The organism is Microbacterium sp. ER1, from assembly GCF_023383675.1.
GTDB lineage: Bacteria > Actinomycetota > Actinomycetes > Actinomycetales > Microbacteriaceae > Microbacterium.
This window is the reverse complement of the sequence record NZ_QCXO01000002.1, coordinates 1-19,125: the sequence shown is the minus strand read 5'-3', so window position 1 is coordinate 19,125 and position 19,125 is coordinate 1. Positions and strand designations below refer to the sequence as shown.

The window sequence follows — 19,125 nt, the reverse complement described above, 5'->3', positions numbered from 1 at the left end:
GGGTCATGCGATCGTGGCGAGGAGGGCGTCGGCAGAGAGGGTCGCGCCGGTGTCGGCGCACGGGGTGAGGGTGCCGGCGCGGTGCGCGGTGACCGTGGTCTCCATCTTCATCGCGTCGAGCACGGCCACCGGGTCCCCCTCGGCCACCGTGGCCCCGTCGTCGACGAGCCAGCGGACGAGCGTGCCCGGCGCGGGGGCCCGGAGCTCGGAGGGGTCCGCCGAGGGCACGGGTGCCGCGACCTCTCCCGGACGGCCGATACCCGCCAGCAGCTCCGCGGGCAGACCGAGCATCACGCGGCGGCCGTCGATCTCCACCGGGAACCGCTGCAGTCCGGAGACCGGGGCGACCGCGGGGCGTGGCTGCGCCTCCAGTGCTGGGAGCAGCACGGTCTCGATCCACTGGGTGTGCACGGCGAAGGTCGCGGTCGCGAACGCGGGGTCGTCGATGGCGCGGAGGTCGAACGGGATCACGGTCGCCGGACCCTCGACGGCGAGCTCCCGCAGCGCCCTACCCGCACGGACGAGAGCCGCGTCCCGGGTGTCCGCGTGCACGATGAGCTTCGCGATCATCGAGTCGAACGCGGGCTGCACGGTGTCTCCGGCCTCGATGCCGCTGTCCCACCGCACGCCGGGTCCCCCGGGGATGCGCAGGCCGTCCACCCGTCCGGGGCTGGGCAGGAACCCGCGGCCGGGGTCTTCGGCGTTGATGCGGAACTCGAACGCATGCCCGGTCGGCGCCGGGGTCTCGGTGAAGGACGGCCCCTCGCCGAACGCGATACGGAACTGCTCGCGGACGAGGTCGGTCCCGGTGACCTCCTCGGTCACGGGGTGCTCGACCTGCAGCCGGGTGTTTACCTCGAGGAACGAGATCGTGCCGTCCGCGGCGAGGAGGAACTCGACCGTGCCGGCGCCGCGGTACTGCACCTCGGCACAGATCGCCCGTGCCGCGTCGTGGAACGCCGTCCGCTGCGCCGCCGTGAGACCGGGCGCAGGAGCCTCCTCGATGAGCTTCTGGTTGCGGCGCTGCATCGAGCAGTCGCGGTCGCCCACGACGACCACGCCGCCGCGCCCGTCGCCGAGCACCTGCACCTCGATGTGCCGCGGACTCTCCAGGAAGCGCTCCACGAAGCACTCCCCGCGGCCGAACGCGGCGGTCGCCTCGCGGGTGGCCGCGTCGAACGCGTCGGCGACCTCCGACAGCTCGCGGACGACCTTGAGCCCTCGGCCTCCGCCGCCGAACGCGGCCTTGATGGCGATGGGCAGACCGTGCTCCTCGGCGAACGCCACCGCCTCCTGCGGCCCGGACAGCGGCTGATCCGTGCCCGCGGCGAGCGGGGCGCCGACGCGCTGCGCGATCCGGCGCGCGGTCATCTTGTCGCCGAGCGCGTCGATGCTCTCCGGCGACGGCCCGATCCACACGAGTCCGGCGTCTTCGACGGCCCGCGCGAAGGCAGCACTCTCGGACAGGAAGCCGTAGCCGGGGTGCACGGCGTCGGCGCCGCTGCGGCGAGCCGCGTCGATCAGCGCCTCGATGGACAGGTACGTCGTCGCCGCGGTGTCGCCGTCGAGGCCGATCGCCTCGTCCGCGAGCCGCACGTGAAGGGCATCCGCGTCCTGATCGGCGTAGACGGCGACCGACGTGTAGCCGGCCTCGGCGCACGCGCGGATCACGCGGACCGCGATCTCGCCGCGGTTGGCGATCAGCACAGAGGTCATGAGGTCTCCTTGACGGTGAAGCGCACCCGTACGCCCGGCGGGAGCTGAGCGGCGAGGTCGAGGCTGCGGTCGGTGAGGGCACCGATGATGGGATAGCCGCCGGTGAGCGGATGATCGGGGAGGAAGAGCACGGGCTGGCCGTCCGGCGGCACCTGGATGGCCCCGGTCACGGCGCCTTCGCTCGGCAGCTCGCCGCCGACCGCGCGTTCCAGGGGCTCGTCGCCGTGCAGGCGGATGCCCACGCGGTCGGAGCGCGGCGTGACCGTCCACTCCTGCCCGGTGAGCGCGTCGAGGCCGGCAGCGGTGAACCAGTCGTCGCGGGGCCCGAGCGTGATCTCCAGCGTGGCCAGCTCCCCGGCTGCGGGAAGGGCGCGCGGCACCGGATCCGGCTCCACGGCGGCCACGGCGGCAGCCCCGATCGGAAGGAGATCGCCGGCGGCCAACGGCGCGGGACCCAGCCCGGCGAGCGTGTCGGTCGCGCAGCTGTCGAGCGCCGCAGCCGGAGCGAAGCCGCCGCGGACGGCGATCACGGACCGGAGACCGCGCTCGGGATGGCCCAGCGTGAGCTCGTCGCCGTCGACGGTCGCGAACGGCACGCCGGGGAGGAGCGTGCGCTCGATGCCGTCGGCGTCGGTGAGCGTGAGCGAGCCCGTGGCTCCGGTGACGGCGGCCACACCTGCGCCGTGGAAGCGCAGCACGGCCCCACCGACGCTCTCCAGCACAGCCGCCGCCGGCGTGTTGCCCACGGTCCGGTTCGCCGCGTGCATCGCGACCCGATCGGCGACGCCGGAGGCCGAGACGCCCAGCGCCGCGAAACCGGGGCGTCCCGCGTCCTGCACGAGGAGCTGCAGCGACGGTCGCACGACCTCGACCGCCGGACCGTCCCCGCGACGGGCGACCCGCGTCGCGTCGGCCGATGCCGGCGACGCCGCGACCGACTCCCGCTCCGCACGCACGAAGCGCACGCGGCGGCCCGGCACGAGCAGAGCCGGCGGGTCGCGGTCGATGTCCCACATCTCCAGGGCGGTCCGGCCGATGAGCTGCCAGCCGCCGGGGCTCTCCCGCGGATACACGCCGCTGAACGCCCCGGCGAGGGCGACGGAACCGGCGGGCACCCGGGTGCGGGGCGACGACCGCCGCGGCACGTCGAAGAGGGGGTCGCCGCTCACGGCATAGCCGAAGCCGGGAGCGAAGCCGGAGAAGGCCACGCGCCAGTCGGCGGCGAGGTGACGGGCCACCAGTTCCTCCGCCGAGACGTCGAGGAGCGCGGCCGCCTCGTCCAGATCCTCCCCGTCGTAGCGGACCGGGATGGTGACCTCGCCCGCGTCGGGCAGCGCCGCCGCGTCGACCTCGGTCGCGGCGAGCGCCTCGGCGAGCGCGGCGGCCGAGGTGCGGTGCGGGTCGAAGCGCACGAGCACGGTGCGGGCGCCGGGGATGCGCTCCCGAACGCCGGGCACGTCGCTCCATGCGAGGTTCAGCCGCATGGCCTGCTCGAGGTCGTCCGCCTCGACGAGCAGCGCGCTGTCGGAGGCCGTGAGGATGCGCATCAGACCCGGTACTCCGCATCCGGCACATCGGTGACGAACATGTAGCCCGGGGCGTGGGTGACGGCGAACGGCGGCTTCGACGCCATGATCGCCGCCTGCGGGGTCACGCCGCACGCCCAGAACACGGGGATCTCGCCGGGGCGGATCTCGGGGACGTCGCCGAAGTCGGGCACCATCACGTCGACGATACCGAGCGATGCCGGGTCGCCGATGTGCACGGGCGCACCGTGCACGGCCGGGGTGCGCCCGGAGATCTGCACGGCATCGGCCACGCGGTCCGCGGGGATCGGACGCATGGAGACCACCATCTCGCCGCGCAGCCGTCCGGCCGGGGTGCAGTCCACCGCCGTGCGGTACATCGGCACGTTGCGTCCGAGCTCCTGATGACGGATCGGGATCCCGGCCTCGACGAGCCCCGTCTCGAACGTGAAGCTGCAGCCGATGAGGAAGGCGACGAGGTCGGGATGCTCGTCCCACGCCGCCATCGCGTCGGACACCTCCTCCACGAGCTCGCCGTCCCGCCAGATGCGGTACCGCCCGATGTCGGTCCGGATGTCGCTGCCCGGCGCGAGCCGCGACTCCACCGCCCCCTGCTCGATCACCTCGAGGACGGGGCAGGGCTTCGGGTTGCGCTGCGCGTAGAGCAGGGTCTCGAAGGCCCAGTCCGCGGGCACCGCGATGAGGTTCGCCTGGGTCAGCCCCGGGGCGACGCCGCTGGTCGGCGCGGAGTGGCCGGCGCGGTGCGCCGCACGGGCGGCCCGGGCGTCGGCGAGCTGGGCGGGAGTCGCGAGCACGGCCATGTCAGACTCCGGCGAACGGGGCGATCGTGATGCCCTCCGCCTGCAGCAGGCGCTTCGTCTCCGCCGCCATCGCGACCGAGCCCGGGCTGTCGCCGTGCACGCAGATCGACTGCGCGAACACGGCCACGTCGGTGCCGTCGATCGCCCGGATCACGCCGTCCGCGGCCAGGCGCACCATCCGCTCGGCCACCGCGGTGGGGTCGTGCAGCACGGCCCCCTCCTCGGTGCGGGAGACGAGCTGACCGTCCGGCTGGTAGGCGCGATCGGCGAAGGCCTCCGCGGCGACCGCGAGTCCTGCTCGTTCGGCGACGTCGAGCACGACGCCGCCGGCGAGGCCGAGCAGCACGAGCGAGGGGTCGATCGCCTTGATGGCCGCCACGACGTCCTTCGACTGCCGCTCGTCGCGGGCGATGATGTTGTAGAGCGCCCCGTGCGGCTTAACGTAGGAGACCCGCCCGCCGACCGCCGCGGTGAGCCCGAGGAGCGCACCGAGCTGGTACTCCACGTGCGCCTGCAGCGTGGCCGAGTCGATGTCGACCTTCGTGCGCCCGAAGTTCTCGTAGTCGCGATACCCGGGGTGGGCGCCGATCACGACGCCGCCGGCGACGGCCGCGGCCAAGGTCTCGCGGATCCCCTCCGGACTGCCCGCGTGGAACCCGCACGACACGTTCGCGCTCGTGACGATCTCGAGCATGCTCGCGTCGTCGCTGACGATCCGGTCGGGGACGTTCTCGCCGAGGTCCGAGTTCAGGTCGATGGTCGCCATGTCACGCTCCGATTCCGAGGAAGGCGAAGATGGGGCCGATCGAGACGGCGCCCATGTACCAGGTGAGGGCGGTCACGACGGTGCCCGCGATGAGCAGCCACATCGGGTACTTCCGGTCGCCGAGCAGGTCGCGGCGGAACCAGCCGATGTACATGAACACCGTCAGCCCGATGGGGAGGATCAGGCCGTTGAAGCCGCCGACGAAGACGAGGATCGCGGCCGGGGCCGTGCCGATCGCCAGGTAGACCGCCAGCGACACGACGATGAACGCGACGGTGGCGAGCTGCAGCGGCCAGCCCCCGCGGAGCTTGGCGGTGAAGGTCGAGAGGAAGGTCGCCGAGGTGTACGCGGCGCCGATGACCGAGCTGATCGCGGCGGCCCAGAAGATCGCGCCGAAGATCCGCAGACCGGCGTCGCCGAGCACCGCACCGAATGCCTGCCCTGCCGGGTTGGCGGCCTGCGAGGAGAGGTCGAGCGCCACGCCGGAGGCCACCACGCCGAGGATCGCGAGGAAGAGCACGTAGCGCATGATGCCGGTCACGAGGATGCCGTTGGCGGCGGCGCGCATGACGGGCTTCGCGTACTGCGGGCCCACGTGGCCGGAGTCGAGGTAGCGGTGAGCGCCGGAGTAGGTGATGTAGCCGCCGACCGTGCCGCCGACGATCGTCGTGATGGTGGCGAAGTTGAGCTGGTCGGGCACGAAGGTCTGGCGCAGGGCGTCGCCGATGGGCGGCTGGGCGATGAGGGCGACGACGAGGGTCATCACGATCATGCCGACGCCGAGGATGATGAGGACGACGTCCATCACCTTGCCGGCCTTCTTCACGAGGAAGATGATGATCGCGAGGGCCGCCGTGAGCGCGCCGCCGAGCTTCGGATCGATGCCGAGGAGGGCGTTCAGGCCCAGGCCGCCGCCGGCGATGTTGCCGATGTTGAACGCGAGCCCGCCGATGACGACGAGGACGGCGATGACGTGGCCGGAGAAGGGGATGGCGCTGTTGGCGAGCTCGCCGGCCCGCTTGCCGGACGAGGTGATCATGCGCCAGATGTTCAGCTGCACCGCGATGTCGACGAGGATCGACACGAGGATGGCGAACGCGAACGCGGCTCCCATCTGGGCGGTGAACGTCGCGGTCTGGGTGATGAAGCCCGGACCGATGGCGCTCGTGGCCATGAGGAAGATGGCGCCGATGACGGCACTGCGGCCGGCGCGCTTCTTCGCGTGGGCGGCGCGGGCTTCGTCCTCGGGGGTGAGGGCGGGGGCGGACTGCTCGGACATAGGGGGGTCCCATCGTCGTTGGTGGGTGTCGGGTGACCCCCAGTGTAGAACGGACAGAACCTGATTGTTCAACAATCATGTTTCCGTCGTGCTACAGCGCGATTGCTTTTCGGTAATGATCGGCGTGATGCCGCCCTACGATGAAGGCATGAACCAGCAGGGCCCGCTCGCCGACGTGCTCCGTCAGCGCATCATCGACGGCGACGTCGCCCCGGGCTCCCGGCTGTCGGAGTCGTCTCTGGCCGAGAGCTTCGACGTGTCGCGCAACACCCTGCGCGAGGCGTTCCGGGTGCTCGCGGAACAGGGGCTCGTCGCGCACATCCCGCACCGCGGCGTCTCGGTCGCCTCTCCCACGATCGCCGACGTCATCGACATCTACCGCGCCCGCCGCGTCATCGAGTGCACGGCTCTGCGGCAGTCCGAGCCCGAGCATCCCGCCGTCCAGCGCATGACCGACGCGGTCGCCGCGGCCGAGGCCGCCGTCGCCGGCGTCTCGGCCGACGACGCGTCCGCCTGGCGCGCGGTCGGCAGCGCGAACATGGCGTTCCACGTCGCGCTCGTCGATCTCGCCGACAGTCCGCGTCTCGCCCGCACCTACCGGAACGTCGCGGCGGAGCTGCGCCTCGCGTTCCTGAAGATCGACGACCCCCGCGCGCTGCACGAGCCGTTCGTCCGGAAGAACCGCGCCGTCCTCGACACGTTCCTGACCCGGGGCGCCGAGGCCGGGGCCGCCGAGTTGGAGCGGTACCTCGTGCAGTCGGAGCGGGTCGTGCTCGGCGCGTTCGCGCGGATGCACCTCGACTGATCCGGGTCCGCGGCTCAGGACGCGTCGGTCCGCAGCGCCGCCGTGGCGCGGGGTCGGGGTTCGCCCGGGGGCGAGGCCGGCAGCCCAGGCAGCGCGGCGGTCGGCTCGGGCAGACCGTACCGGCGGTGCAACCAGCGCCGCGCGTCCTCGAGCGGATACGTGTCGCCGAAGACGCAGTACTTCACGAACACCCCCTCCAGGGTGCTGCGGAGCATGACCTCCTCCAGCGCCGGATCCTCGGCGCCTCGGGCACGGAACATCGCACGCACGGCATCCTCGGCAGCCGTCGCCCCGTCCGCGTATCGCTGCTCCGACTCCGCGAACAGCCGATGCGTCAGCGGCTGCTGCTGCATGGCGAGCACCGCACGCTGCAGAGGCATCGCGAAGGCCGTCGCGCCGATCGCCCCGTCGATGATCGCGGCGAGCATCTCGTCGGGCGTGCCCTCGACCTGCGCGAACCCCAGCACCGTCTCGAACCACCGGTCGATCACCGCGGCGACGAGCTGGTCCTTGCCGCCGAAGTGGTAGTTCACCAACCCCTGGGCGACGCCGGCGCGACGCGTGATCTCGGCGATGCCCGCCCCGGCGACGCCGCGTTCGCTGAAGACCTCGATCGCCGCCTGGAGGATGTTCTCGCGTGCGCGCTCCCGCGCCGCACGGTTCTGCGCATCCGATCGCGCCATGCGGTGTCCACCTCCCGGGTCCTCCGGCGGAATTCCCTCACGGGCCGTCTCGGGATAGATTAATCACTGAATGCTCGTTCAACCTATGGAGGGTGCGAGCACTCGCGGCGCGGGGGTTCGCCGCAACGGGCCACGGACGCGTCTTCCGCCGATGGAGGGGGTGGCGGAGACGCGTCCGTGGTCATCCTCGACCTCCGGCCTACGACGAGGGACCGACGACCAGGCCCGGGCGTCGACCGCCGGTGCCGACGTCCGGCCGAGCCATGGCGGCACCTTCGACGGCGACCGATGCGGCCGATTCCTGACCTGAGTGCAGAAAGCGGGCGACGGGCCGTGTCGCGCCTTGACCCCGTCGAAATCGCGCGGTTAGCGTGAGCGGGCTTCGGCCCCTCGGTGGCAGCGATGCTCACCGTTCCGGCCGGAGTCCGCTCGCTCACCGGGCGCGCGGCACCGCTCAGATCGAAGAGGATCTTCCATGCGATTCACCAGAAAACTCGCGCTCGCCGCCACCGCGGCGGCCGCGCTCAGCCTCAGCGCGGTCATCCCCGCCACGGCCGCGGCCCCCGACGATTCCGCGCCCTCATACCAGGAGTTCGCGGCGTCGACCTATCGGGACGTCGACGGTGCCTACGTCGTCAACGGCGATGAGGTGATCTCGAACAAGAAGGAGCTGCGCGCGTTCTACGATCGGCTGATCGGCCCGGAGGCCCGCACCGACGGCCTCATCGTCAACACGGTCAACAACATCGACGACAAGTGGTCCGCCTCCCAGGTCGCCAACCTCACCTACTGCGTGAGCACGAAGTTCGGCAGCCGTCACGCCGACGTCGTCCGGGCGATGGAGGGCGGCGCCGCACTCTGGGAGTCCGCGTCGTCGAAGATCGACTTCCGCTACGTCAGCAGCGCCGACGCCAACTGCACCACGCGGAACAACGCCGTCGTCTTCTCCGTCGAGCCGGTGGCCACGACGCAGTACATCGCCCGCGCCTTCTTCCCCAGCACGCCGGCCCGGCAGCAGAACGTCCTCATCGACGACTCGATCTGGAGCGCCGGAGCGTGGACCCCGACCAACGTGCTCGGCCATGAGCTCGGCCACGTCCTCGGCTTCCGCCACGAGCACACCCGCCCGGAGGCGGGCACCTGCTTCGAGGACAACAACTGGCGTCCGCTCACGCCGTACGACTCGTCGTCGATCATGCACTACCCGCAGTGCAACGGCAGCTCGGCCGATCTGTCGATGACCAGCGTCGACCGCAGCGGCGTCGTCTCGCTCTACGGGAACTGACGCCCTCGTCGGACCCGTTCCGGCACCACCGAGGCCCGGTCGTTCCGCGACCGGGCCTCACCCGTGTCCGCGGTCGGTGCGGCTCAGGCGGAGCCGCGGACGACGAGCTCGGTCGGCAGGATGGTCGTCCGAGGCGGATCCTCGCCGGCAAGCCGGGAGAGCAGCACCTGCGTCATCGCCTCGCCCTGGGCGTACATGGGCTGGCGCATGGTCGTCAGGGGCGGGTCGGTGCTGAGGGCCACCGAGGAGTCGTCGAAGCCGACGAGCGCGATGTCCTCCGGCACCCGCACCCCGGCGGCGCGGAGGGCCATGAGCGCCCCGCGGGCCATGAGGTCGCTGGCGACGAAGATCGCGTCCGGCCGCCCTTCCGCGAGCAGACGGCGGGCGGCATCGGCTCCGCTCGCCTCGCTGTAGTCGCCCTCCTCCTCCGCGAAGGGGGTCAGCCCCGCGGCGGCGAGCGCGGCGCGGAACCCCTGCACGCGGTCGGTCGACGACGGCATCGTGAGCGGACCGGAGATCGTGGCGATGCGGGTGCGTCCGATGTCGACGAGGCGCTGCGTGGCCGCCCGTGCCCCGGCGACGTTGTCGACGTCGACCACGTAGTCGCCTTCGGCCCGGCGCACCGGACGGCCGCCGTAGACGACGGGGACCGCGTCGGCGATCCGGTCGACGAACGCGTCGCTCGTGTGGTGCGACACGATGAGCGCGCCGTCGACGCCGCCGTTGCGCACGAAGCTCGTCATCTTGTCGCCGGGGTCGTCGCTCGCGATCAGCAGGTTCAGGAGGTAGTCGGAGCTGCGGAGCGCGCCGGTGATGCCGGCCACGATCGCCGCGAAGAACGGGTCGCCGAAGAAGCGGGTCGTGTCCTCGGGGACGATGAGGGCGATCGCGTGCGTCTGCCGGGAGGCGAGCGAGCGCGCGGCACGGTTCGGAACGTAGTTGAGCTCGTCGATCGCGGCGCGCACGGCGGCGAGCGCTTCCGGGCTGACCGCGGTCGACCCGTTGACGACGCGCGACACGGTCGACCGGGACACGCCGGCGGCCGCTGCGACCTCCTCGATGGTCGCGCGGGGCGACATCATCGCTTGCTCTCTTCCATCGCCCCATTCTCATCCACCCGGAGCCAGGCCGTGAAAATCCTCGCGTCGAGTCGCCCGATTGGTCCCATTTCGGCCGCAGATGGGGCCAATCGGGCGATTCGAACGGGTCAGAGGGACCGGGCGGCGATGATCCGGGCGTACTCGCGGCCGGAGTCCTTGACCGTCCGCTCCTGGGTGTCGTAGTCCACGCGGACGATCCCGAAGCGCTTGTCGTAGCCCCAGGCCCACTCGAAGTTGTCGAACAGGGACCAGTAGAAGTAGCCGCGGACGTCCACGCCGCTGTCCCTGGCGTCCAGCACGGCGTCGAGGTGCGCGCGCAGGAACGCGGTGCGGTCGGCGTCGGGCACCCGCGTCTCCCTGTCCTCCCCCACGACGGTGTCGTCGTAGGCCGCGCCGTTCTCCGTCACCGAGAGCACCACACCCGCGGGCTCGGCGTACTCGGTCCAGAGCCGCTGCAGGAGTCGCGTGAGTCCCTCCGGCTGGACCTCCCAGCCCTGGGCGGTCCGCGGCAGTCCGCGCTCGACCGCGTGGATGCCCTCGTGCGAGGGATACGGGCTCCGCGTCACGTGCGCCGTCTCCGGGCCGCTGGACACCGCCGCGTCGTCGGGCCCCGTACCGGAAACGAGGTCGCCGTGGTAGTAGTTCACGCCCTGCGTGTCGATGCGCTGGGCGATCGTGTCGAGGTCGCCCTCGTGCACCGCGGCCTCGAACCGCGCCACGGCCTCGGGGTCCACCGCGCGGATGTCCTCCACGGTGTCGGCGGGGTAGGCACCGCGGTAGATGGGGTCGAGGAACCACCGGTTGAACTGGCCGTCCAGCCGCCGGGCCGCGTCGACATCCGCGGGGTTCTGCGGGTCGGCGGGGTCGGCCACCGTGTGGTTCAGCGTGATGCCGAGGTTGAGGGAGGCGTCGCGGCCGCGGAGCTCCCGCACCGTCGCACCGTGCGCGAGGAGCAGGTGGTGCGAGGCCAGCAGCCCCTCGGCGACGCTCGTGTGCCCTGGCGCGTGCTCGCCCCCGGTGTAGGAGAGGAAGGACGAGCACCACGGCTCGTTCAGGGTCGTCCACACGTTCACGCGGTCGCCGAGGGCGTCGTGCATGGTGCCCGCGTACTCCAGGAAGCGCTCGACGGAGTCGCGGTTCGTCCAGCCGCCGACCTCCTGCAGGGCCTGCGGCATGTCCCAGTGGTACAGCGTGAGCCAGGGCAGGATGTCGGCCGCGAGGAGCTCGTCTACGAGGCGGCTGTAGAAGTCGACCCCCGCCTGGTTGACCGCGCCGCCGTCGGGGCGCACGCGCGACCACGAGGTGGAGAAGCGGTACGTCTGGAGGCCGAGCTCCTTCATCAGCGCCACGTCCTGCGGATACCGGTGGTAGTGGTCGCACGCCACATCCCCGTCGTCGCCGCCGACCACGGCCCCCGGCACCCGGCAGAAGGCGTCCCAGATGGAGGCCGTCCGTCCGTCCTCGAAGGCGGCGCCCTCGATCTGGTAGGCCGCGGTCGCCGCGCCGAAGAGGAAGTCCGAGGGGAAGGCACGCGTCATAGGGGTCATCCTTTCACCGCGCCCGCCATGATGCCACTGACCAGCTGCCGCCCCGCGATCACGAAGAGCACGAGGAGCGGAAGGGTCGCGAGCACCGCGCCGGTGAGCACGATCGAGTAGTCGATGTAATAGCCGGACTGCAGCTGGCTGAGCGCCGTCTGCAGCGTCGGGTTCTGGGGGGAGAGCACGATCAGGGGCCAGAGGTAGTCGGTCCAGGCGGTCATGAACGTGAACAGTCCGAGGATCGCCATGGCCGGCCGCGCCGCGGGCACCCCGACGGTGAGGAAGGTGCGGAACTGGTTCGCGCCGTCGACCCTGGCGGCCTCGATGAGCTCGTCCGGGATCACGTCCACGAGGTACTGCCGCATGAAGAACACCCCGAACGCCGTGACGAGGGTCGGCACGATCACCGCACCGATCGTCCCCGTCCAGCCGAGTTCGCGCATCAGCATGAACAGCGGGATGATGCCGAGCTGCGTGGGGATGGCCATGGTCGCGATCACGAACACCATGAGGCCGTCCCGCCCGCGGAAGCGGAGCTTCGCGAACGCGTAGCCGGCGAGCGTCGAGAACGTGACGACGGAGATCGTGATGATCGTCGAGATGAGGAAGGAGTTGCCGAGGGCGAGCCAGAACGGGATCGCATCGAACACCTTCGCCGCGTTCGCGAGGAAGTTGCCGCCGGGGATGAGGGGCAGGGTCTCACCGCGGGTCGCGTTCGTCCCGCTCGCGACGACGAACGACCACCACAGCGGGTAGGCGCCGCCGATGACGAAAGCCGCGAGGAGCCCGTAGGTGAGGAAGCCCGGGCGGCTGCCGAGGCCGGCGCTCCCGCTCGCGGTGCCGCGCCGACGGCGGATGCGCTCCGGCACGCTGAGGGCCTGGGTGGCGGTCATCGCGCCTCCTCCTTCCCGGTCGGGCGGATGCGGCGTCGGGCCGCGCGGTTCTTCGGGGCGTCTCCGGTGGCGATGCGCCGGGAGATCAGGAAGTTGATGAGGCCGATCGCGACGATCAGCAGGAAGAGCAGGATCGCGACGGCCGAGGCCTCACCGAGGTTGCGGCGGAAGAACGCCAGCTCCCAGAGGAACAGCACCGTGGTCTGGAACTGTCGGTCGCTGCCGCCGATGCCGCCCGCGGTGGAGACGTCGAACAGCCGCGGTTCGGCGAAGATCTGCAGGCCGCCGATGGTCGCCGTGATGATGACGAAGATCAGCGTGGGACGGATGGTGGGGATCGTGATGGCGAAGAACCGCCGCACCGCCCCGGCACCGTCGAGTGCGGCCGATTCGTAGAGGTCGCGCGGCACGGCCTGCATCGCGGCGAGGAGGATGAGGGCGTTGTAGCCGGTCCAGCGGAAGTTCACCATGACGGCGATCGCGATGTGCGACAGGACCGTGTCGTGCTTCCACTGCTGATCGGCGATGCCGACGAGGTTGAGGAGGTTGTTGGCCAGACCGTCCGCCTCGTTGAAGATGCTGGAGAAGATGATCGCCACGGCGACCGGGGTGACCACGAACGGGATGAGGACGCTCATCCGCCAGAACGTCGGCGTCCGCAGTCCGCGGTCCAGCAGGTAGGCGATCACCAGAGCGACGGCGAGCTGCGGGATGGCGGAGAGCAGGAAGATGCTCAGCGTGTTCCGGATGGAGTTCCAGAACATGCCGTCGTCGAGGATCGCCGCGAAGTTGCCGAAGCCGACGAACGGTCCCTCGCCCTTCAGCAGGTCCCACTCGTGGACCGCGACCCACACCGTGTACAGCAGCGGGAAGAGGCCGATGAGCCCGAAAAGGAGGAAGAACGGGGAGATGTAGAAGTAGGGCGAGGCGCGGTGGTCGAAACGGGAGACGCGGGTGCGCCAGGAGCGTCGCGGCGGAGCGTCCGCCGCGGCGGGGGCGGCGGCCTGCGGCTCCGCCGGCGGGGCGGTGAGGGTCATGGGCGTGTCCTTAGCCGGGCTTCGACAGGCTCAGCCACCCATCCGTCGGGTCGCTGAGCCTGTCGAAGCGAGATGATCAGCCGACGAGGTCGTTCAGGAGGCCGATCGCCTGGTCCCAGGCGCCCTGCGTGTCGGTCTCGCCGCGGTCGAGCGCGCTGAGCGCCGGGCCGAAGACGTTCTCCTGGATCACCGAGTCATCGGCGCCCTTGAACTGCGCGACGACGCCCTTGGCACGTTCGGCGAGGATGGCACCGGTCGGCGCGTCGTTGAAGAACTCGTTGGGCGTGGCCTCCTCGGCGAGGGACTCCTGCGCTTCGATGGTCGACGGGAAGTTGCCCGCGGCGGCGGACTGCTTCACCTGCTGCTCGGGCTGCGTCAGCCAGTCGGCGAGCTCGGCCGCGGCCTCCTTGTGCTCCGACGACTCCGGGATGGAGAGGAACGCGCCGCCCCAGTTGGCCGCGCCGCCGGGGAAGACGTCGGCGAAGTCCCAGCCCGTCGACGCGTCTCCGCCGCCGGCCTCGACCTGGCCCTGCACGACGCCGAGCATCCAGCCGGGGCAGACGAAGGTGGCGAAGGTGCCGTCGACGAACGACTTGCCGCCGTTCCAGTCCCATGCGGTCTGCGCCGCGGACTGGCCGCCCTCGGTCGCGGCGCCGAGGAGCTCGAAGCGCTCCTGGAGCTCGTCGTTGCCCTCGACGTTCAGCTCGCCGTCGGCGGTGTAGTAGCCCTCGTCGAGCTGGTTCACCATGGCGTTCCAGACGAAGCCGGAGTGGTCGTACCAGGCCTTGCCGGTCTTGGCCGTGTAGTCGGCGCCGACCTGGAAGTAGTTCTCCCAGTCGCCGTTCAACAACTCGGCGACCGACTCGCGGTCGCTGGGCAGGCCGGCGGCCTCGAACGCGGCGCCGTTGTAGCAGATGCCGCTCGGGCCGATGTCGGTGCCGTAGCCGATGACGCGGCCCTCGGCGTCGGTCGCCTGGCCGTACTTCCAGTCGACCCAGTCGTCCTTGCGGTCCTCGATGCCGTAGTCGCGCAGGTCGACGAAGGTGTCCGAGACGTCCATGATGGCGCCGAGCCAGCCCTCCTCGATCGCGACGATGTCGCTGAGTCCGGAGCCGGCGGCGATCTTGGTGAAGGCGTCGGTGCGGGCATTGCCGCCGGTGTCGATGTTGGTCGCCTCGATCGTCACGTTCGGGTGCGCCTTCTCGTACTCCTTGTAGAGATCGTCGTAGCCGAAGGTGCCGAAGGTGGTCACGGTCAGTGTGACCTTCTCGTCGGCGCTGGCGCCGGAGTCGCCGTCGCCGTCGGTGCTGCCGGAGCAGCCGGCCAGGGCGAGAGCGGAGACGGATGCCGCGGCGGCTGTCGCCAGGATCCGGGTGCGGGCACGTGAGTTCACGGTTCACTCCTTTGTGGGTTCGTGCGGCTGGTGGTGCGTGGGGGCTTGTGGGAGCGCTCCCACAAGGTTGTCGTGAACTCTATGGGAGCGCTCCCACGATGTCAAGAGCGCCGCCTGCAGGTCCCTCCCGCGCAACCGGCGTACCCTTGTCCGGTGCCCGAAGCCACCCTCTCCCCTGCCCTCGCCCGCGCCGAATCCCTGATCCGCAGCATCCCGGACTACCCGGAGCCCGGCATCATCTTCCGCGACATCACGCCGCTCCTCGCCGACGCCGAGGCCCTCCGCGTGACGACCGAGGCGATCATCGAGCCCTTCGCGGGACAGTTCGACGTGGTGGCCGGCATCGAGGCGCGGGGCTTCATCCTCGCGGGTGCCGCCGCCATCGCCGCGGGAGTCGGGCTGATCCCGATCCGCAAGGCCGGCAAGCTCCCCCGCCCCGCAGCGTCCGTCGACTACGCCCTCGAGTACGGCACGGCGACCATCGAGATGCACGACGACCTGCCCGCCGGATCCCGCGTCCTCCTCATCGACGACGTGCTCGCCACCGGAGGGACGCTGGCCGCCGGTCGGCAGCTCGTGGAGCGTCTCGGCAGCCACGTCGCCGGCATCTCGGTGCTCTTCGAGATCGACGGCCTCGGCGGCCGCGACACGATCGGCGACCTCCACACCGTCTTCCACTCCTGACCCCACTCCTGACCCGAGACCCCGGGTTCCCGCCGACGCCCCGGCGTAGCGGCGCGCGCAGGACGGGGTCTGGGCGAGAGCCCGGGGTCTCAGCGGAGCATCGGCGAGCGGTAGACTGAACCCGCCCGTCCGCCCGCGACTCTTGGAGCCGTCATGCCCACCATCGTCGTCGACGTCATGCCCAAGCCCGAACTGCTCGACCCGCAGGGGAAGGCCGTCTCCGGCGCCTTCGCCCGCCTGGGCGTCGAGGGCTTCACCGACGTCCGCATCGGCAAGCGCTTCGAGCTCACCGTCGAGGGCGAGGTCACCGACGAGGTCCTCGCCGAGGCCCGCCGTATCGCCGACGAGGTGCTCTCGAACGCCGTGATCGAGGACGTCGTGGGCGTCGAGGTGGCGGAGTGACCGTCCGCATCGGCGTCGTCACCTTCCCCGGCTCGCTGGACGACGTCGACGCGCAGCGCGCCGTCCGCATCGCCGGAGCCGAGCCGGTCGCCCTGTGGCACGGCTCGCACGACCTCGAGGGCGTCGACGCCCTCGTCCTCCCCGGCGGGTTCAGCTACGGCGACTATCTCCGCGCCGGAGCCATCGCCGCCCTCTCGCCCATCATGAGCGAGGTCAAGGACGCCGCCGCGAAGGGCATGCCCGTCCTCGGCATCTGCAACGGCTTCCAGATGCTCGTCGAGGCGCACCTGCTGCCCGGCGGCCTGATCCGCAACAACCACCAGCACTTCGTGCGCCGCGACCAGAAGCTCACGGTCGAGAACGCCGACACCGCCTGGACCAACGCCTTCCGCACCGGCCAGGAGATCGTCATCCCGCTGAAGAACGCGGACGGCGGCTACATCGCCGACGAGCAGACGCTCGACCGCATCGAGGGCGAGGGTCTCGTGGCGTTCCGCTACGCCGGCGTGAACCCGAACGGCTCGCTGCGCGACATCGCGGGGCTGACGAACGAGGCCGGCAATGTCGTGGGCCTGATGCCGCACCCCGAGCACGCCACCGAGCCCGGTTTCGGTCCGGACACCGCTGTCGCGATGCGCAGCGGCGTGGACGGCCTCGACTTCTTCACGAGCGCGATCGCCGCCGTCGCCCGCGTCGCCGCCTGATACCTCCCTCGACCCACCCCTCTGCGCGCGTCCCACCCCGTTGCGGGCGCGCGGAAGGGGCCGGGTCGACCGCAGAAGGCCGGGTCGACAGGCGGGTCAGGGGAGGCGGAACGGGTTGTCGCCCACGGCCGCGAGCAGGTACCAGGCCGTCGTGCCGGTGTGCAGGCTCGCGTAGTAGAGGTCGCCGAAGCCGGAGTCGAGTCCGTCCGTCGAGGTCGCCACGATGCCCTTGCCGTCGCCGTTCGCCGCGTCGCGCTGCACCAGCCGGATGTCGGCCAGCAGCTCCTCCGCGCGATCCTGGTCGCCGGCGGCCCCCCGCTCCTGCAGCGCGAGCGCGAGGTGCCCGCTGCCCTCGAACCAGACCTTCGACACGTCCGCGTCGCTGATCGACGGGCCCCGGTACGGGCCGTCCTGGGCCACGAGGTGCGCGAGCGTCCAGTCCACGGCCGAGCCGTATCGGGCGTCCCCGGTGCCCAGCAGGCTCCACGTCTGGGCGTCGAGCGGGACGGGACGGGTGTTGACCGTGCTGCCGTCGAGCAGCGTCCCGGTGTCCACGTGCCCGTCGGCGCTCTGCATCGCCGCGACGAATCCGGCAGCCACCGCCGCCCGCTCCGCCCACACCCCGTCGCCCGTGAGCTGGCCGAGCTGCGTGAAGAAGCCGGCGATGTCGCTGTTGTGCTCGGTGGACTTCCACTCCAGCGGCACCCCGGCATCGGTCTGCCCGCCGGTGTAGCCGTACGGTGCCCGCGTCATGTCGGCGGTGTTGTCCTGGATCCACTCCGCGATGCGCACCGCGCCGTCGAGATACCGTGTCTCCCCGGTGGCATGGAAGAGGCGGGTGAGCGCCATGCCCACCCAGGCCTGGTTGCCGGTGAAGGTGCCGGGCCCGGTGATCTCCATCCGGCCCTGACGGATGCCGTGCGGCTCGTACGAGGTGCGGACGCGGCCGTCGCCGACGGGGTCGTTCTCCTGCACGAAGAGGAGGGTGTCGGCGACGGCTCGGGCGCGGCGCAGGTCGTCCGGCAGGCCGCGGGCGGTGTAGGCGATCACGACGAGGGCGTCGTCGTACACGAAGGAGGGCGTGAAGTCCCACGACGGCGTGGTGAAGAACCCGCCCTCGTAGCTGCGGGGCAGGCAGCGGCCCTCGCCGTCGCAGAACTCGTCGACCCGCGCGTCGAGGAACTCGTACGCGAACGCGACCGAAGCCGCGGGGTCGTTCACCGGGTCCGCCGGGGGCTGCGCGCGGGCACCGAACGCGTCGGACACGGCGGGGGCGGCGCCGACGAGCACGGCACCGACGACGAGCGCGGCGACGACCGCCCAGGGCGCGGATCGGCGGGCGGAAGCGGACATCACGACCTCTCGACGGCAGGACCCCCGGGGGACATGCCGCGAGCGACAGGGGGGATGCTCGCAACCCTGTCATGACAGGAGGCACCGGGGGAAGTGTCTTTCGGCCACATGCGCGTGTACCAAAGCGACCGGATGCATGCAAGGCGTTTGCCGCGTCCGGGGCACGGCGCGCACGATGGTCCTCCCGTCCCCGACCTCCCGGAAAGGACACCCCATGTCCCGCGACCAGTACACCTTCACCAACCCGGTTGAGCTCTACGCCGGCATCCAGCCGCAGAAGCAGCACATGCGCGAGCCCGGTCTCGACGCCGACCTCACTCCGAAGGCCGACCTCGGCGAGGAGTCGTACCGCGGCACCGGACGGCTGACCGGGCGCAAGGCACTCATCACCGGCGGCGACTCGGGCATCGGCGCGGCCACCGCGATCGCGTTCGCCCGCGAGGGCGCCGACGTCGCGATCTCCTACCTGCCGGAAGAGGAGGAGGACGCGAGCCGCATCGCCGGCATCCTCCGCGAGGCGGGAGCCACCGTCGCCACGATCCCCGGCGACCTGCGCGACCCGGAGTACTGCCGCACCCTGGTGGCCGAGGCCGTCGCGGCGCTGGGCGGACTCGACATCCTCGTCAACAACGGCGGCAAGCAGGTCTTCCAGGAGTCCCTCACCGATGTGACGGACGAGCAGTTCGACGACACGTTCAAGACCAACGTGTACGCGATGTTCTGGATCACCAAGGCCGCCCTGCCGCACCTCCCCGCGGGGTCGACGATCATCAACACGACCTCGATCCAGGCCTACTCGCCGTCGGACATCCTCGTCGACTACGCCTCGACGAAGTCGACGATCAACGCGTTCACGAAGGGCCTCGCCCAGCAGCTCGCACCCAAGGGCATCCGCGTGAACGCCGTGGCTCCGGGACCGATCTGGACCCCGCTGCAGCCGAGCGACGGGCAGCCGCAGGAGAAGATCGCGCAGTTCGGCCAGGACACTCCGCTCGGCCGGATGGGTCAGCCCGCCGAGCTCGCTCCCGCATACGTCTTCCTCGCCTCCGCGGAGTCGAGCTACGTGCTCGGCGAGACCCTGAACGTCAACGGCGGCATGCCCACGCCCTGACCCTCATCCCCTCATCCACCGTCGAC

Annotated in this window: 18 protein-coding genes; 6 read left to right on the top strand and 12 right to left on the bottom strand. The window is 71.3% G+C overall.

What is annotated here, in order from left to right:
• Nucleotides 1-3: 3 nt before the first annotated feature.
• From BV453_RS00170 to BV453_RS00150, 5 genes are read right to left on the bottom strand one after another with little or no spacing between them, the layout of a single operon-like run.
• Nucleotides 4-1,716: a biotin carboxylase N-terminal domain-containing protein gene (locus BV453_RS00170; RefSeq protein ID WP_249520563.1), complete on the bottom strand. Its 1,713-nt coding sequence runs from the start codon at nt 1,714-1,716 to the stop codon at nt 4-6.
• Nucleotides 1,713-3,263, bottom strand: coding sequence for an urea amidolyase family protein (locus BV453_RS00165; protein WP_249520562.1), 1,551 nt, complete (start codon nt 3,261-3,263; stop codon nt 1,713-1,715). Before BV453_RS00165 ends, BV453_RS00170 begins: the two co-directional genes overlap by 4 nt.
• Nucleotides 3,263-4,063 carry a putative hydro-lyase gene (locus tag BV453_RS00160; protein WP_249520561.1) on the bottom strand — a complete coding sequence of 267 codons (801 nt, stop codon included), beginning with the start codon at nt 4,061-4,063 and terminating at the stop codon, nt 3,263-3,265. The genes BV453_RS00165 and BV453_RS00160 overlap by 1 nt, the downstream gene beginning before the upstream one ends.
• Nucleotide 4,064: 1 nt before the next feature.
• Entirely contained in the window at nt 4,065-4,829 is a 765-nt protein-coding gene (locus BV453_RS00155; RefSeq protein ID WP_249520560.1) for a LamB/YcsF family protein, read from the bottom strand.
• Between the two features lies 1 nt (nt 4,830).
• Nucleotides 4,831-6,108 carry an NRAMP family divalent metal transporter gene (locus BV453_RS00150; protein WP_025103975.1) on the bottom strand — a complete coding sequence of 426 codons (1,278 nt, stop codon included), beginning with the start codon at nt 6,106-6,108 and terminating at the stop codon, nt 4,831-4,833.
• Between the two features lie 148 nt (nt 6,109-6,256).
• Between BV453_RS00150 and BV453_RS00145 the strand changes: the two genes are divergently transcribed.
• Complete coding sequence (locus BV453_RS00145) at nt 6,257-6,913, top strand: GntR family transcriptional regulator (protein WP_025103976.1); 657 nt, start codon at nt 6,257-6,259, stop codon at nt 6,911-6,913.
• A 14-nt stretch (nt 6,914-6,927) separates the two neighbouring features.
• Here BV453_RS00145 and BV453_RS00140 read toward each other — a convergent pair whose 3' ends face one another.
• The gene (locus BV453_RS00140) at nt 6,928-7,596 is read right to left on the bottom strand and encodes a TetR/AcrR family transcriptional regulator (RefSeq protein ID WP_249520559.1); all 669 of its coding nucleotides are present in this window, start codon (nt 7,594-7,596) and stop codon (nt 6,928-6,930) included.
• Nucleotides 7,597-8,071: 475 nt separating this feature from the next.
• On the opposite strand from BV453_RS00140, the gene BV453_RS00135 reads away from it, so the two are divergent.
• Nucleotides 8,072-8,881 carry a M57 family metalloprotease gene (locus tag BV453_RS00135; RefSeq protein WP_249520558.1) on the top strand — a complete coding sequence of 270 codons (810 nt, stop codon included), beginning with the start codon at nt 8,072-8,074 and terminating at the stop codon, nt 8,879-8,881.
• 83 nt (nt 8,882-8,964) lie between these two features.
• Here BV453_RS00135 and BV453_RS00130 read toward each other — a convergent pair whose 3' ends face one another.
• The 5 genes from BV453_RS00130 to BV453_RS00110 form a co-directional block, all read right to left on the bottom strand.
• Complete coding sequence (locus tag BV453_RS00130; protein WP_025103979.1) at nt 8,965-9,960, bottom strand: LacI family DNA-binding transcriptional regulator; 996 nt, start codon at nt 9,958-9,960, stop codon at nt 8,965-8,967.
• Between the two features lie 128 nt (nt 9,961-10,088).
• A complete protein-coding gene (locus tag BV453_RS00125; RefSeq protein ID WP_249520557.1) occupies nt 10,089-11,519 on the bottom strand; it encodes a GH1 family beta-glucosidase in 1,431 nt (476 codons plus the stop codon).
• A gap of 5 nt (nt 11,520-11,524) precedes the next feature.
• On the bottom strand, nt 11,525-12,415 hold the full coding sequence (locus BV453_RS00120) for a carbohydrate ABC transporter permease (RefSeq protein ID WP_025103981.1): 891 nt from the start codon (nt 12,413-12,415) through the stop codon (nt 11,525-11,527).
• Nucleotides 12,412-13,452 (bottom strand): carbohydrate ABC transporter permease, encoded by a 1,041-nt coding sequence (locus BV453_RS00115; protein ID WP_249520556.1) that lies wholly within the window; start codon nt 13,450-13,452, stop codon nt 12,412-12,414. The genes BV453_RS00120 and BV453_RS00115 overlap by 4 nt, the downstream gene beginning before the upstream one ends.
• Before the next feature lie 76 nt (nt 13,453-13,528).
• Nucleotides 13,529-14,845, bottom strand: coding sequence for an ABC transporter substrate-binding protein (locus tag BV453_RS00110; RefSeq protein WP_249520555.1), 1,317 nt, complete (start codon nt 14,843-14,845; stop codon nt 13,529-13,531).
• Between the two features lie 153 nt (nt 14,846-14,998).
• On the opposite strand from BV453_RS00110, the gene BV453_RS00105 reads away from it, so the two are divergent.
• The 3 genes from BV453_RS00105 to purQ all read left to right on the top strand — a co-directional run bounded on the left by BV453_RS00105 (nt 14,999) and on the right by purQ (nt 16,635).
• Entirely contained in the window at nt 14,999-15,529 is a 531-nt protein-coding gene (locus BV453_RS00105) for an adenine phosphoribosyltransferase (protein WP_025103984.1), read from the top strand.
• 153 nt (nt 15,530-15,682) lie between these two features.
• Entirely contained in the window at nt 15,683-15,931 is a 249-nt protein-coding gene (purS, locus tag BV453_RS00100; protein WP_025103985.1) for a phosphoribosylformylglycinamidine synthase subunit PurS, read from the top strand.
• Nucleotides 15,928-16,635, top strand: a complete 708-nt coding sequence (purQ, locus tag BV453_RS00095) for a phosphoribosylformylglycinamidine synthase subunit PurQ (protein WP_025103986.1) — start codon at nt 15,928-15,930, stop codon at nt 16,633-16,635. The genes purS and purQ overlap by 4 nt, the downstream gene beginning before the upstream one ends.
• Before the next feature lie 96 nt (nt 16,636-16,731).
• Here purQ and BV453_RS00090 read toward each other — a convergent pair whose 3' ends face one another.
• Nucleotides 16,732-17,988: a hypothetical protein gene (locus BV453_RS00090; protein WP_249520554.1), complete on the bottom strand. Its 1,257-nt coding sequence runs from the start codon at nt 17,986-17,988 to the stop codon at nt 16,732-16,734.
• Nucleotides 17,989-18,202: 214 nt separating this feature from the next.
• Here BV453_RS00090 and BV453_RS00085 point away from each other — a divergent pair, with 214 nt between their 5' ends.
• A complete protein-coding gene (locus BV453_RS00085) occupies nt 18,203-19,099 on the top strand; it encodes an SDR family oxidoreductase (RefSeq protein WP_249520553.1) in 897 nt (298 codons plus the stop codon).
• The last annotated feature ends 26 nt before the right edge of the window (nt 19,100-19,125 follow it).

What these genes read in the sequence shown, in the direction of transcription:
- BV453_RS00090 (WP_249520554.1), bottom strand. Translation starts at nt 17,988, where the DNA reads ATGTCCGCTTCCGCCCGCCGATCCGCGCCCTGGGCGGTCGTCGCCGCG.
- BV453_RS00155 (WP_249520560.1), bottom strand. Translation starts at nt 4,829, where the DNA reads ATGGCGACCATCGACCTGAACTCGGACCTCGGCGAGAACGTCCCCGAC.
- BV453_RS00165 (WP_249520562.1), bottom strand. Translation starts at nt 3,263, where the DNA reads ATGCGCATCCTCACGGCCTCCGACAGCGCGCTGCTCGTCGAGGCGGAC.
- BV453_RS00130 (WP_025103979.1), bottom strand. Translation starts at nt 9,960, where the DNA reads ATGTCGCCCCGCGCGACCATCGAGGAGGTCGCAGCGGCCGCCGGCGTG.
- BV453_RS00085 (WP_249520553.1), top strand. Translation starts at nt 18,203, where the DNA reads ATGTCCCGCGACCAGTACACCTTCACCAACCCGGTTGAGCTCTACGCC.
- BV453_RS00140 (WP_249520559.1), bottom strand. Translation starts at nt 7,596, where the DNA reads ATGGCGCGATCGGATGCGCAGAACCGTGCGGCGCGGGAGCGCGCACGC.
- purS (WP_025103985.1), top strand. Translation starts at nt 15,683, where the DNA reads ATGCCCACCATCGTCGTCGACGTCATGCCCAAGCCCGAACTGCTCGAC.
- BV453_RS00170 (WP_249520563.1), bottom strand. Translation starts at nt 1,716, where the DNA reads ATGACCTCTGTGCTGATCGCCAACCGCGGCGAGATCGCGGTCCGCGTG.
- BV453_RS00115 (WP_249520556.1), bottom strand. Translation starts at nt 13,452, where the DNA reads ATGACCCTCACCGCCCCGCCGGCGGAGCCGCAGGCCGCCGCCCCCGCC.
- BV453_RS00120 (WP_025103981.1), bottom strand. Translation starts at nt 12,415, where the DNA reads ATGACCGCCACCCAGGCCCTCAGCGTGCCGGAGCGCATCCGCCGTCGG.
- BV453_RS00150 (WP_025103975.1), bottom strand. Translation starts at nt 6,108, where the DNA reads ATGTCCGAGCAGTCCGCCCCCGCCCTCACCCCCGAGGACGAAGCCCGC.
- BV453_RS00135 (WP_249520558.1), top strand. Translation starts at nt 8,072, where the DNA reads ATGCGATTCACCAGAAAACTCGCGCTCGCCGCCACCGCGGCGGCCGCG.
- BV453_RS00125 (WP_249520557.1), bottom strand. Translation starts at nt 11,519, where the DNA reads ATGACGCGTGCCTTCCCCTCGGACTTCCTCTTCGGCGCGGCGACCGCG.
- BV453_RS00160 (WP_249520561.1), bottom strand. Translation starts at nt 4,063, where the DNA reads ATGGCCGTGCTCGCGACTCCCGCCCAGCTCGCCGACGCCCGGGCCGCC.
- BV453_RS00145 (WP_025103976.1), top strand. Translation starts at nt 6,257, where the DNA reads ATGAACCAGCAGGGCCCGCTCGCCGACGTGCTCCGTCAGCGCATCATC.